At 69.0% G+C, this 13,571-nt stretch carries 11 protein-coding genes; 5 read left to right on the top strand and 6 right to left on the bottom strand.

From position 1 onward, the window contains the following. The first annotated feature begins 58 nt into the window (after positions 1-58). Complete coding sequence (locus ACIA1L_RS14255) at positions 59-1,222, top strand: PQQ-binding-like beta-propeller repeat protein (RefSeq protein WP_396073114.1); 1,164 nt, start codon at positions 59-61, stop codon at positions 1,220-1,222. On the opposite strand, the gene ACIA1L_RS14250 is transcribed toward ACIA1L_RS14255, so the two are convergent. The 3 genes from ACIA1L_RS14250 to ACIA1L_RS14240 are packed head-to-tail and all read right to left on the bottom strand — an operon-like array spanning position 1,212 to position 3,571. Further along, entirely contained in the window at positions 1,212-2,273 is a 1,062-nt protein-coding gene (locus tag ACIA1L_RS14250; RefSeq protein ID WP_396073113.1) for a GNAT family N-acetyltransferase, read from the bottom strand. The two genes, ACIA1L_RS14255 and ACIA1L_RS14250, sit on opposite strands and share 11 nt — an antisense overlap. Positions 2,274-2,309: 36 nt before the next feature. Continuing rightward, positions 2,310-2,846, bottom strand: coding sequence for a DUF305 domain-containing protein (locus tag ACIA1L_RS14245; RefSeq protein ID WP_396073112.1), 537 nt, complete (start codon positions 2,844-2,846; stop codon positions 2,310-2,312). Further along, on the bottom strand, positions 2,831-3,571 hold the full coding sequence (locus ACIA1L_RS14240; protein WP_396073111.1) for a lytic polysaccharide monooxygenase: 741 nt from the start codon (positions 3,569-3,571) through the stop codon (positions 2,831-2,833). The genes ACIA1L_RS14245 and ACIA1L_RS14240 overlap by 16 nt, the downstream gene beginning before the upstream one ends. A 298-nt stretch (positions 3,572-3,869) precedes the next feature. Between ACIA1L_RS14240 and ACIA1L_RS14235 the strand changes: the two genes are divergently transcribed. After that, positions 3,870-5,477, top strand: coding sequence for a hypothetical protein (locus ACIA1L_RS14235; protein WP_396073110.1), 1,608 nt, complete (start codon positions 3,870-3,872; stop codon positions 5,475-5,477). Positions 5,478-5,517: 40 nt separating this feature from the next. Here ACIA1L_RS14235 and ACIA1L_RS14230 read toward each other — a convergent pair whose 3' ends face one another. The 3 genes from ACIA1L_RS14230 to aceA all read right to left on the bottom strand — a co-directional run bounded on the left by ACIA1L_RS14230 (position 5,518) and on the right by aceA (position 10,042). Beyond that, complete coding sequence (locus ACIA1L_RS14230; RefSeq protein ID WP_396073109.1) at positions 5,518-6,996, bottom strand: mannitol dehydrogenase family protein; 1,479 nt, start codon at positions 6,994-6,996, stop codon at positions 5,518-5,520. A 150-nt stretch (positions 6,997-7,146) separates the two neighbouring features. After that, complete coding sequence (gene aceB / locus ACIA1L_RS14225) at positions 7,147-8,763, bottom strand: malate synthase A (RefSeq protein ID WP_396073108.1); 1,617 nt, start codon at positions 8,761-8,763, stop codon at positions 7,147-7,149. A 1-nt stretch (position 8,764) separates the two neighbouring features. Continuing rightward, a complete protein-coding gene (gene aceA / locus ACIA1L_RS14220) occupies positions 8,765-10,042 on the bottom strand; it encodes an isocitrate lyase (RefSeq protein ID WP_396073613.1) in 1,278 nt (425 codons plus the stop codon). A gap of 134 nt (positions 10,043-10,176) precedes the next feature. Here aceA and ACIA1L_RS14215 point away from each other — a divergent pair, with 134 nt between their 5' ends. From ACIA1L_RS14215 to ACIA1L_RS14205, 3 genes are all read left to right on the top strand, one after another. Then, the gene (locus ACIA1L_RS14215; RefSeq protein WP_396073107.1) at positions 10,177-11,673 is read left to right on the top strand and encodes a helix-turn-helix domain-containing protein; all 1,497 of its coding nucleotides are present in this window, start codon (positions 10,177-10,179) and stop codon (positions 11,671-11,673) included. A gap of 188 nt (positions 11,674-11,861) precedes the next feature. Continuing rightward, entirely contained in the window at positions 11,862-12,497 is a 636-nt protein-coding gene (locus ACIA1L_RS14210) for a type II secretion system protein J (RefSeq protein WP_396073106.1), read from the top strand. Continuing rightward, positions 12,497-13,495, top strand: a complete 999-nt coding sequence (locus tag ACIA1L_RS14205; protein ID WP_396073105.1) for a ricin-type beta-trefoil lectin domain protein — start codon at positions 12,497-12,499, stop codon at positions 13,493-13,495. The genes ACIA1L_RS14210 and ACIA1L_RS14205 overlap by 1 nt, the downstream gene beginning before the upstream one ends. The last annotated feature ends 76 nt before the right edge of the window (positions 13,496-13,571 follow it).

Raw genomic sequence — 13,571 nt, 5'->3', positions numbered from 1 at the left:
GCCCCGTTTCCCGCCAAGTCGTCCCGAGCCGACGGGTGGCCCCTCCACGATCTTGCACATGCAGCTCAAGCGATGTGCCCGCCTCGGCCTGTCCGCGGCGACGGCGTTGTTGACCCTCGGCGCCCTCGCCACCGCGCCTGCCGTGGCGGCGCCGCCGGATAACTGGACCCAGGATGGGTACGGCCCCGGCCACACCTACTACAACCCGGCCGAATCGGTCATCAACGCAGCGACCGTGCAGAAGCTCAAGACCCGCTGGACGGTGACCCCGAAGGCGGCCATCGACAGCTGCCCGCTGAACCCGGTGGCGCCCGTCGTCAGCAACGGCCGGATGTATGTCCTGGAGCCGAACGGCAACGGCGTCGGCGCGTACGACACGAAGACCGGCAAGCAGTTGTGGATCTACCGCGCCGGGTATGTCGAAGCTACCGGCCTGGCCGTGTCGGGCAACACGGTCGTCGTCACCGATGTCGCGTGCTACTCGAACAGCAACTACGACAGCAACGTGGTCGGCATCGACGCGGTGACCGGCCAGGAGAAGTGGAGCAGCCTGACCGCCTGGACCACCGACGCGATGGTGGTCGACCAGGGCACGGTCCTCGTCTCCGGCTACTGCGGGACGTGCGACGGCGAGGAGCACGGCGTCGAGGCGTTCCGGGTCTCCGACGGCGAGTCGCTGTGGAGCCGACCCAACTACGTTCTCGCCGGCCCGGTCGCCCGCAACGGACGGGTCCTGCTCGCGCGCAGCACCAGCCAGTTCACCGAGGCGGTCGCGGTCGCGAGCGGCGACAGCGACTGGGGCACCGGGTTGCGGTACGCGGCGAGCGCCGCCGACCCGGCCCGCGACCAGTTCTATGTCACCGGCAAGACCGGGCTGCGGGCGCTGGCCGGGGGCAGCGGCAAGACCCTCTGGACGGTGAAGAACGAGGCGGGCGAGCTCGCCACGGACGGACGGCGGGTCTACGTCGCCTCGGCCGGGCGGATCAACGCGTACGCCGCGACGAACGGCAAGCTGCAGTGGACCCGCGCCCTCAAGACGCCCGGCCACCCGGTGCGCGCGGGCGGCCTGCTCTACGCCACCAGCGGCAAGTCGCTGCTGGTGCTGGCACCGACCAGCGGCAAAACCGTACGCACCTTCGGCACGGCGACCGACCACGTGGTGGCGACCGGCGGCCGGCTCTACGTCACCAACAACCGGACCGTGAAGACCTTCACTCCGTGACGGTGCGCTCGGCCGGGTCCAGCGTGATCCAGTAACGCCGGACCCGGCCGAGCGGCGTGTCCCGGACGTCTTCCAGGACACCACCCCGGCGCTCGATCACGCGGCGCGAAGCCTCGTTGGTCACCTCGCAGGTCAGCAGGACGCGGTCCAGGCCGAGCTTGCCCGCGTACGGAAGGACGGCATTCAGCGCCCACGACGCGAGGCCGCGCCGGCGCGCCGAGGGCCGGATGCCGTAGCCGATGTGCCCGCCCGCATCGAGCAGGATGTCGTTGAGCTCGTGGCGCAGGGAGACCGCCCCGAGCAGCTGATCGCCTTCCGCGATCCACCAATAGCTGCAGTGCACCCAGCCCGCGACGGGCGGTACCGCCGGATCCGACTCGCGGCGTAGCTTGGCGACGAAGGCAGCGAAGCCCGCGGCCGTGTCCACCTCATCGTCCGCGCGCAGTCCCGAACCGTCCTGGTGCACTCCGCGTCCCCATTCGTCGCGGGCGGCGAGCCACTGCGCGTGCAGGTGGACGGTCGGCGTGATCAGCTGAGGCATGGCAGGCAGGCTAGCGCGGCGCCGGCCGGCCACCTGGTTCGGCTCGGCGGCCTCGAGGCGGGTCAACACCCGGCGGGCGATCCCCCCGAGCTGCGCCAGCTCGGCCTCGGTCAAGGCGTCCAGCACCAGGTCCCGCACCGCCTCCACGTGGCCGGGCGCGCTGTGCCGCACTTTCTCCCAGCCCGCCTCGGTGAGCGCCGCGTTGGTGTATCGACCGTCGCGCGGGCACGCGGTCCGCGCCACCCAGCCCTTGCCCTCCAGCCGCTTGACCACATGGGACAGTCGAGACAACGACCCGTTCGCCAGCGCGGCCAACGCACTCATCCGGCGGGTCCGGTCCGGCGCCTCAGAAAGGTTAGCCAGCACGAGGTATTCGAAGTGGCTCAATCCCGAATCACGCTGCATCTGTGCATCCAGGGCGGCCGGGAGCCGCAGCAGCAGACCCCCGACCGGCAGCCACGACTCCAGCTCGTCAGCGCTCAGCCAGCGGGCGCTCGGTTCGGCACTCACCCGCCCATCGTACGGGCGGTTTGAAGCTTCAACGAGTCATCGTCCGAGGGTCAGCAACCGTTGAATCTGGCCCTGGCGACTGGCGCTCATCCGCCCGGCCAGCTCCCGTGCGGCCGCATGCTTACCCCCGGCCTCCTCCATGCGGCTCACGGCGACACAGTTGTGCAGGTGACCGAGGAGCAGACGGGTCGCCGTACCGTCGAAATCGGTCGCTGCGGTCAGCTCAGCGAGATCGGCATCCCGCAGCGAATGCAGCTCGCCGTGCCCCGCGTGCGCCTCCGGCCCGGGATCCGCCGCCGCCGACTGTCCCCATGCGCTCAGCCAGCTCTGCATGGTCTGCGCTTCGGCCCGCCACTGCTCGCGCAGTTCGACCGCGAGCACCCGCAGCTTCGCGTCCGCCGCTCGCTCCACGACCGGACCCAGGACCCGCTCACCCTGATCGATATAGGCCAGGCTCATCTGGGCAAACATCACATCCACGCTTCCGTACGCGGAAACGGGCCGAGAACCGCAGCCGGCGAGCACCAACAGCACCACCGCGAGTCCCCGGCCCCACCTCAGCTTCGCTGCCACAGCGCGGGAACGTTCGGCGGCTCCCACCCGGCCACCGCAGTGTGCGTCTGCACGCACCGATAGCCCGCCCCGCCGTAGGTGACCGTGGCACCCGGCGCGTACGCGGTTCCGGCCCGCCACGTGCCCCCGTCCGGGGGTGTGGTCGGTGGCGTCGTAGGCGGAGTTGTCGGTGGCGTCGTCGGCGGCGTAGTGGGCGGTGGCGTGCCACCCCCTCCGCCGATATTGAGGTCGACACAGGCATAGAAGGCCATCGGAGTGTCGTTGATGGTCCACCGGGCGAGCACGGTCTGCCGCCCACTGAAGCCGCCCATGCTGACGGTGTGGGACTTGGTGGCCCCGGGCTGCGCGCCACCGTCATTGAAGATCGCCAGCCGGGTGTTGCCGATGAAGTACTCCCACGACTTCGTGGCATGTCGCGCGGTGAGCACCCAGTTGAAGGTCACCGTCTGCCCGACCGAGGCCGCGGGCCACCCCTTGCTGTTGTCGTTGAGCACCGCGAAGCGGCTCCCCCCGCCGTTGCACTGCATCGACCCCTGGGGTGCCTCCACGCTCTGCGGCTCCCAGACGATGTCGCCGCAGTTCGGCACGGCACCGCTGGCGCAGTTCGCCTGCCGGCTGGGCGGCGATGAGACGTACCCGTGCGCCGAGGCGGGCGGGACAGCGACGAACATCGAGGCGACGACGGCGGTGGCACTGAGGACGGGCAGGACGACTCTGCGTCTCATGGTGGGCTCCTCTGCACGGGGAAACGGCGGGCCGAGCCCGGGGAAACACCCGGCCCGCCGCAGGACCGACCGGCAGCGTGGGGGCGCTGGCGGCTGTCCACCCAACATAAGTTAAAGAGTGTTAACAGTAAAGACATCTAACGAAGAATGTCGATGCTCTGTTGGCAACTATGAACGACACCGCAGTGGCGTGATGCGCTGCAACGCGACGACTCCCGAGACAACACCCGTTTGCGCTCACCGAGGTTCAGCTTGATGTGGTGTCTCCCGCCGCTCGCCGACCAGAGGCTGGATCCTGATGAACCTCACCCTGACACGCACCGGGTTCTGCGCCGCCCTGGCGACGGCGCTGGTGTTCGGCTCACCCGGTTTCGCCATGGCCGGATCCGCCTCCCCCACGACAGATCTGATCTATGCCTGCGTCGACAATTCCACCGGCGTCGTCAACGTCATCGACCATGCCGGTGGGTACCGATGCATCAACGCGACGACGATCTCGTGGAACCGCGTCAGCTCGCAGACCGGATCCGGCGGTCGCTTGAGCACGCGTGGGCTTCGGGGCATCGCCAGCAGCCAGGGCCTCGCGGGCATCAGCGGTCCACAAGGCCCGATGGGTCCGATGGGTCCACGCGGCGCCGCCGGTCCGATGGGTCCGATGGGGCTCAGAGGTTTGACCGGACCCGCCGGCGTGCAGGGTCTCGCCGGGTTGACCGGACTGCCCGGCCTGCCGGGTGCACCCGGCCAGCCCGGGGTCCCCGGAGCCAAAGGCCCGAGCGGCCCGACCGGTGAGCGAGGATTCGTCGGTCCGGCCGGCCCCGCCGGCCCCAAAGGTCTGAACGGCGCGGTCGGCGAGCAAGGATTCATCGGCCCGAAGGGCCCGGCCGGAGCCAAGGGCGAGGTCGGCGCAGCCGGAACCACCGGCCTCGCAGGTCAGACCGGCGCGACGGGAGCCACGGGCGCAACCGGCGCAGACGGCGCGACCGGAGCGGCCGGCGCGACCGGAGCAGATGGTGCGACCGGGGCCACCGGGGCAGATGGCGCAGCCGGTGTGGATGGCCTGTCCGCTTTCGCGTTGTGGCTGGAGGAAGGCCACAGCGGCACGGTCGGTGACTTCCTGGAATCTCTGATCGGCGCACGGGGGACCAACGGATTCTCCGCATACCAGCTGTGGCTGGCGAACAACCACGTCGGCTCGGAGGGCGATTTCCTCGCAAGCCTGACCGGCGCACAGGGTGCGACCGGACCGATGGGTCCAACGGGTCTCCCCGGAGACACTGGCCCACAAGGTGCCACCGGCCCACAAGGTGCCACCGGCGCAACCGGCGCTACCGGGGCCACCGGACCGCAAGGCGCCACGGGTGCCGCGGGTCCGCAGGGTTCCGCGGGTGCACCAGGCCCGGCAGGGTCGGTCGGCCCGCAGGGCTCGAACGGTCCGCAGGGGGCCACCGGCGCAACGGGACCGCAAGGCTCCGCAGGCACCCAAGGCCCCGCAGGGCCGACCGGCGCCCAAGGCGCGACCGGCCCGCAGGGCGCCACCGGCGCGACGGGGCCGCAGGGCGCCGCAGGCGTAACCGGGCCGCAGGGCGCCACCGGCGCAACCGGACCGCAAGGCTCCGCAGGCGCCCAGGGCCCTGCAGGGCCGACCGGATCTCCGGGCGCGACCGGCCCGCAGGGTCCCGCCGGCGCTGACGGAGTGAGCGGTCACACGATTGTGACGGGAACCACCAGCAACAGCAGCTCCGTTGCCTCCTGCCCGGCGGGGAAGAAGGTCCTGGGTGGAGGTGCCAACATCGGGAGCGGCGGCCAGGTCGGCGGAAGCTACCCTTCGTCGCCGACTTCTTGGACCGCGACCAATGTGGGCCTGGGAACGGTGACGGCATACGCGATCTGCGCCACGGTCCTCTGATCGGTGAACATCGGACCGGCAGTGTGCCTCAGTGCCCCGACTAGCCGGCCCTGGTGAGATCCTCTAACGTCGCCCGGGCGCCCCTGGTGTGCAAGGAAGCCAGCATCGACCGGTATGTCGATGCGAACCGCTCGTTGTCCACCAGGTCGCCGAACAGCTCGCGGTTGGCTACGAAGGCCAGTGGATTCTCGTGTTGGCTTCGGGCGAGCGGCACCAGGCTGTCGCGTAGCCGATCCACCACCTCGATCGGCCGGCCCTGTTCGTCGACACCCTCGGCGTAGCGCGCCCAGGACGCCACCACCGCGGTCGCGCGCAGGATTTCGCCGCCGGTTTCGAGGTTGTGGCGGATCACGGGCAGCAGCCATTTCGGAATGCGGTCCGAGCTTTCCGCGCACAGCCGTGCCACGGTGTCCCGCACCTGGGCGTTGGAGAAGCGCTCGATGAGCTGTCGCTTGTAGTTGTCCAGGTCGATGCCCGGCACCGGCTCCAACGTTGGCGTCGCCTCGGCATCCATGTACGCCAGCAGAAACTCCGCGAACAACGGATCCTGGGCCACGTCGTGCACCAGCCGGTAGCCGCTGAGGTAGCCGAAGTAGCACAGCGCCTGGTGGCTGGCGTTGAGCAGGCGCAGCTTCATCAGCTCGTACGGCTCCACGTCGGCAACCATCTGCACGCCGGCATCGGCGAACGGCGGCCGGCCGAGCGGGAACGTGTCCTCGAGCGCCCACTGGGTGAACGGCTCGCACACCACCGGCCAGGCGTCGTCGACGTCGAAGCGTTTGCGCACCTCGTCGCGGTCGGCGTCGGTGGTCACCGGGGTGATGCGGTCCACCATGCAGTTCGGGAAGGCGACCTCTCGATCGACCCACTCCCCCAGCTCCGGGTCGCGCAGGGTGGCGAAGGCGACGAAGCTGCGCCGGGCGGCGTGTCCGTTGCCTTGAATGTTGTCGCAGCTCATGATGGTGAACGGGGGTACGCCCCGGGCCCGACGGCGAGCCAGGGCCTCGGTGATCAGGCCGAACGTGGTACGCGGCCGGGCGCCCGCGGTCAGGTCGTGTTGCACGCCGGGGTCGGCGGCGATGAACTCTCCCGTGACCGCGTCGATGTTGTAGCCGCCCTCGGTGACGGTCAGGGAGACGATCCGCACGTCCGGGCCGGCCATCTTCTCGATGACGGCCTCCGGATCGTCGGGGGCGTACAGATATTCCTTGATGGCACCGATCACGCGCGCGTCCATCGTGCCGTCCGGAGCCTTGACGACCAGGGTGTAGAGCCCGTCCTGGGCGGTGAGCGCGTCGCGCATGCGCTCGTCGAAGGGCATGACGCCGACGCCGCAGATCGCCCAGTCCAGCGCTTTGCCCTGCGCCATGAGCCGGTCGAGGTACATGGCCTCGTGTGCCCGGTGAAAGCCGCCGACACCGAAGTGGACGATGCCGGTCCGCAGCGCACTCCGATCGTAGGCGGGGACGGGCAAGCTGGCGGGCAGGGACGGAAGGTTCTGGGTGTTGAGCGGCAACATCGGCGGTGTCCTCCCAGCGCGGCGAACGGCCCCGTGACGCTTCCAGCATCGCATCGGAGAACGGTTCCTGCCTGGGGAGCATTTCCGTCCCGCCAACACGGGCACGGCCCGGCAGCCGAAGCCGCCGGGCCGTGTTTTCCTCCCCGCAGGTCAGATACTCATCGCCGGTGCAGGAGCAGGCTTGTCACCGGTCATGTGCCGCAGGTACGCGGGCAGGGTGAGGAACTCCGGACAGGTCCGCTCCGTGAGGAGCACGGTGAGCAGAGTGCGAGCCTGTCCGAAGCGCCGGGCGGCGTCCTCGTCGAGAGCGCCCGTCTCCGCGAGGACATCGAGTTCCTCGCGCAGCATGCGGGTGACCAGACCGGCCGTGACGGGCACGCCGTAGTCGGTCGGGGTGCCGTGCGAGATCCACTGCCAGAGCTGGGCGCGGCAGATCTCCGCGGTGGCCGCGTCCTCCATGAGCCCACCGAGGGCGACAGCGCCGCGCCCGCCGAGCCAGGAGGCCGTGTACCGCAGGGCAACGCTGCAGTTGTTGCGCAGCGCCACCTCGGTGACGGTGATCGTGCTGGAGCGCACGTCCAACAGTTCCTTGGCGGTGACCCGCACGTCGTCCCGGCGCCGGACGAGCTGGTTCGGCTCGAAGCCGAGCCACTGGTCGAAGACCTCCTTGCAGGTCTCGACCAGGCCGGGGTGGGCCACCCAGGAGCCGTCGAAGCCGTCGCCGACCTCGCGCCGCTTGTCCTGCCGGACCTGGTTGAGCGCCCGCTTGGCCGCGACCGGGTCGCGGCTGGGCACGACGGCGGCCATGCCGCCGATCGCGTGGGCGCCGCGCTTGTGGCAGGTCTGCACGAGCAGTTCCGTGTACGCCCGCATGAACGGCGCCGTCATCGTGACCTGCGACCGCTCCGGGAGCACCACGTCCGGCCGGTTCTTGATCATGCTGAAGAGGTAGTCCCACCGGCCCGCGTTCAGGCCGGCCGAGTGCTCGCGCAGCTCGTACAGGATCTCTTCCATCTCGAACGCGGCGGTGATCGTCTCGATCAGCACCGTCGCGCGGATGGTGCCGCGCGGGATGCCGAGCCGGTCCTGGGCGAAGACGAACACGTCGTTCCACAGCCGGGCCTCGAGGTGGCTCTCGAGCTTCGGCAGGTAGAAGTACGGTCCGCTGTCGCGGTTGAGCTGACGCTGGCCACAGTGGAACAGGTAGAGGCCAAAGTCGAACAGCGACGCCGAGACCGCCCGCCCGCCGATGCGCACGTGGCACTCCGGCAGGTGCCAGCCGCGGGGCCGGACCATGATGGTCGGCAGCGAGTCGCCAACCTTGTACTCCTTGCCTTCCGCGGTGGTGAAGTCGAGCTTGCCGTCCAGCGCATCCCGCAGGTTGAGCTGGCCGAGCACGACGTTCTCCCAGGTCGGCGCGGTGGCGTCCTCGAAGTCCGCCATCCACACCTTCGCGCCGGAGTTCAGCGCGTTAATCGTCATCTTGCGGTCCGGCGGGCCGGTGATCTCCACCCGCCGGTCCGTCAGGTCCTCTGCTGGCGGCGCCACCGTCCACGAGTCGTCCTTGCGGATGTGCTCGGTGGTCGGCAGGAAGTCCAGCTCGGTGGTGCGGGTGGCGCGCCGGCGACGCCGGCGCTCCAACAGCTGCACCCGGCGGGCGCCGAACTCGCGGTCCAGCGCCACTACGAAGTCGATCGCCTCGGGCGTCAGGATCTCGGCGTACCGGCCCCCGGTTTCGCCGCAAATGGTGACCTCTTCGGTGCCCATGTCAGAACTGCTCTTCCTCAGTCGAGCCGGACAGCGCGGTGGTGGAGCTCTCCGGGTTCAGCGCGGTCGAGACCGCGTCGAAGTAGCCGGTGCCGACCTCAGCCTGGTGCTTGGTCGCGGTGTAGCCGTCGCCCTCGGCCGCGAACTCGGCCTCCTGCAGCTTCACGTACGCGCTCATGCCCGTGGTCGAGTAGCCCTTGGCGAGCTCGAACATCGAGTGGTTGAGGGCGTGGAAGCCGGCCAGCGTGACGAACTGGAACTTGTAGCCCATCGCGCCGAGTTCCTTCTGGAAGCGGGCGATCGTGTCGTCGTCCAGGTTCTTCTTCCAGTTGAACGACGGCGAGCAGTTGTAGGCGAGCATTTTGCCGGGGTGCTTGGCGTGCACGGCCTCGGCGAAGCGCTTCGCGAACTCGAGGTCGGGCTTGCCGGTCTCGACCCACAGCAGGTCGGCGTAGTCGGCGTAGGCGACACCACGGGCGATTGCGGAGTCCTCGCCCGGGCGGACCCGGAAGAAGCCCTCGGCGGTGCGCTCACCGGTGAGGAACGGCTTGTCGCGGTCGTCCACGTCGGTGGTCAGCAGGTCCGCGGCGAGCGCGTCGGTGCGGGCGATGACCAGGGTGGGCACGCCGGCGACGTCGGCCGCGAGGCGGGCCGCGTTGAGCGTACGGATGTGCTGCTGGGTCGGGATGAGCACCTTGCCACCGAGGTGGCCGCACTTCTTCTCCGAGGCCAGCTGGTCCTCCCAGTGCACACCCGCGGCACCGGCGGCGATCATCGCCTTCATCAGCTCGAACGCGTTGAGCGGGCCACCGAAGCCGGCCTCGGCGTCGGCGACGATCGGCGCGAACCAGTCCTTGTCGGTGCGGCCGGCGGCCACCTCGATCTGGTCGGTGCGCAGCAGCGCGTTGTTGATCCGGCGGACCACGGCCGGCACCGAGTTGGCCGGGTAGAGGCTCTGGTCCGGGTAGGTGTGGCCGGACAGGTTCGCGTCGGCCGCCACCTGCCAGCCGGAAAGGTAGATCGCCTTCAGACCGGCCTTGACCATCTGCACGGCCTGGCCGCCGGTGAGGGCGCCGAGGGCGTTGATGTAGTCCTCGGAGTGCAGCAGCTCCCAGAGTCGCTGGGCGCCGCGCTCGGCGAGGGTGTGCCGTTCCTGGAGGCTGCCACGAAGGCGAACGACGTCCTGCGCGGTGTAGTCGCGCTTCACGCCCGCCCATCGGGGATCGCCGGCCCAAGCCTGAGTGAGGTCCGCGGCGGTACCGCCCCTGACGTCGGTCAGCTGATCAGTCATCTCAAGTTTCCTTTCCAGCCCTGCTCCGTGCGGGAAGAACTCGACTCTCGCGCACTCCGCAAGCCCCCAAGAAGGCGTTTGTGAGGAGAAGAATTGGATTTCTTCTGCTAACGTGAAAACCCGTGACGGCTTCACCTTCGGACGGCTCGGTTGACCTCGTAACCCTCGGGCAACGTCTGCGCCATCTGCGACGCGCGAAGAACATGACCCTCGACCAGCTCAGTGCGGCGGTCGGCCGGGCACCCTCGCAGCTCTCCCTGATCGAGAACGGCAAACGCGAGCCCAAGCTCAGCGTCCTGCAGGCCATCGCGGCGGCTCTGGGCGTACCGATGCAGGATCTTCTGCGACCGGAGGCGCCGAGCCGGCGCGCCGGGCTGGAAATCGAGCTGGCCCATTTCCAACGGGAACCGGCATATCAGGCACTCGGCCTTCCGCTGGTGCGCGCCGGACGGCGACTGCCGGCCGACGCGTTGGAATCACTGATCGGACTACACCGGGAGCTGACCCGGGTGCTGACCGAGCAGAGCGCCACCCCGGAGGTGGCCCGGCGGGCCAACCAACAGCTGCGCGAGCAGATGCGCGAACGCGACAACTACTTCCCCCACATCGAGGAAGCCGCCGCGAAAATCCTGCAGTCGGTCCGGCACACCACCGGCCCGCTGTCGCAGCGCGGCATCCTGGACATCGCCGGACAGCTCGGATTTTCGTTGCACTACGTGCCCGACCTGCCGGACTCGACACGCTCAGTCACCGACCTCCGGAACCGCCGCATCTACCTCCCGCAGGTAGCCAGCAACAAGGGCCACGACCCGCGCGCGGTCGTGCTGCAGACCCTCGGACACTTCGTGCTCGGTCATGAAGACCCGTCCGACTACGGCGACTTCCTGCGCCAACGCGTCGAGGCCAACTACTTCGCGGCCGCGCTCCTCATGCCGGAGAAGTTCGCCGTCGACTTCCTCCGCGACGCGAAAGCCGACCGGGCGCTCGCCATCGACGACTTCCGCGACGCGTTCGGCGTCTCCTACGAAACCGCGGCGCACCGCTTCACCAACCTCGCCACCCACCACTTCGGCATCCCGGTCCACTTCTGCCGGGTCCACGAAAGCGGCACGGTCTACAAGGCGTACGAGAACGACGGCGTGCGCTTCCCGTCGGACGTGACCGGTGCGATCGAGGGCCAGTCGGTGTGCCGCAACTGGGCGTCCCGCACGGTGTTCCAGGCCGCCGACCCGTACTCGTCGTTCTACCAGTACACCGACACTGTGCGGGGCACGTACTGGTGCACGGTGCACGTCGAGTCGACCCGCTCCGGGGAGTTCTCGGTCACCGTGGGGACGCCGTACGAGCACGCGCGCTGGTTCCGGGGTGGCGACACGACCAGCCGTACCGTCTCGCGCTGCCCGGATCCGGACTGCTGTCGGCGGCCGCCCGCCGGGCTGGTCCAGCAGTGGGCCGGCAACGCGTGGCCCAGCGCCCGGGTGCACTCCCATCTCCTCGCGGCCCTGCCTCCGGGCACCTTCCCCGGCGTCGACGCCCAGGACGTCTACGAATTCCTCGAGCGCCGCGCCCAGGACGCACGGGACGTCCTCGGTCAGATCAACCCCGCCTCGTCGACCTAGGCCACCGACGCCAAGAGCGCGCGATGTCCGCGTTGTCTGCCTGCAGGTCAAGGTCAGCTTCGCGCTAGCTCAGGTCTCGGTAAAACGCTTACCTCACGCTCCGCCCACCCGATCTGAGCGGCACACCTCGATGTTCGAAGGTGCCCGACCCCAGGTCGAGCACCGGCCAACTGTGAAGGAAGCGACGAATGGGCCGGGCGGTGCAGTGCACATGCGCTTCGGAGCCTTGCCCGCACCCGCGGCCGGGCGACGACGCCGGGTTCACCCTGCTCGAGGTGATGGTCTCACTGGCGATCCTGTCCGTGGCGATGTCGATCTTCACGACGGGCATCCTCCAGCTGTACCGGGGCACCTCGAAGATCGAGTCGGCCGCCGTCGCACGGTCGCAGGTAGCCACCGCCTACGAACGTCTGGACACCGAGATCCGCTACGCGTCCGCGCTCAGCAAGCAAGGTGTGGTCAACGGCGACCACTACATCGAGTACCGCACCGAGAACAGTGGCACCGCCGTGTGCACACAAGTGCGCTTACGGGTCAGGGACCAGCAGTTGCAACGCCGTACCTGGGTCGACGGGCTGACACCGATCACACCGAGCCCGTGGGTTCCGCTGGCGTCCGGTATCAGCGGCACGAAGCCCTTCACGTTCGTGCCCGCGGACACCACGTACGAATGGCAGCGGCTGGTCTTCGATATCAGCGCAACGGACAGCGGCGAAGGCAGCAACACCACCTCGAAACCACTCAAGGTCACGTTCGCCGCGCTGAACACCTCGCGCAACACGGTGAGCGAAGGCGTCTGCGCGGCAGGACGGACGGTCCCGTGATGTTCCGATCGTTGTTCCGACTCCGGCAACGCGATGACGCCGGCACCCTCCACCTGGTCGTGCTGCTCTCCATGGTCGGTATGTCGCTCAGCGCCCTGGTGCTGCCGATGGTCCTCGCCCAGGTGACCTCGGCCCGCCGGGAGATGCAGCGCGACCGTGCCCTGTACGCGGCGCAGGCCGGCCTGGACGTGACGATCGGACGCATCCGGCTGGCGCAGGACGGCGCCGGCACCGGCTCGCGGACGAAACTGCCGTGCGAGACGTTGGCCGGCAACGCGGATGCCGGAGGGGCTCAGTACACCGTCGACATCGTCTACCTGGCTACCGATCCGCAGGGCCAGTCCGCCGACTGGATCAAGGACAACAAGATGCCGTGCAAGGCCGGGCTCGGCACCGATGCGGTGCCCCGCTTCGCTCTGCTGACCTCGACGGGCTCCGACCGAGGCAACGGAGCCCGGGTGCTGCACGGAACCTACGTGTTCAACACGAACACCGGTATGGACGGCGGGGTCATCCGGGTGGACTCCTCGAGAAACAAGAGCCTGTGCCTGGCCGCCGAATCGGATACTCCGCGGGCAGGCGAGGAGGTAACCGTGCAGCCATGTCTCAGCGGCGGTGCCGCGCAGCTGTTCGCACGCACCCCCGATTACCAGCTCGTCCTGGTGGCATCGAAGACCACGGCGCCGCCGTACGGCATGTGTCTGGACAACCTGGACGGCAAAGCGGAGCAGAAGAAGGACAATGTGATCCGCTTCCAGCCCTGCAAGACCGTCGTCCCGCCGAACCAGCAGTGGAGCTACGAGGACGAATACCGCACCTACCACGCCACCAGTAACGGCAGGAAAATCAACTCCTTCTGCCTCACCGTCCGGTCCCCCGACTTTGTCGGCAGCCCGCTCATCCTTGGCATCAATTGCAAGGAGTACAACAGCGCCCAGATGTTCTTGCTGCCGACCAACTTCACCGCCGGGCCGGTCAAGGACCTCAGTGAGAACTAGGCGGGTCTCGTCAGCTTCGGTGGTGAACAGCCGATACACATCGAGCTGCCCGACAAATCTGGCTCGGAACGGAGGG

This window comes from Actinoplanes sp. NPDC051859, from assembly GCF_044452725.1.
Classification (GTDB): Bacteria; Actinomycetota; Actinomycetes; order Mycobacteriales; family Micromonosporaceae; genus Actinoplanes.
This window is presented reverse-complemented; position numbering and strand designations above follow the sequence as displayed.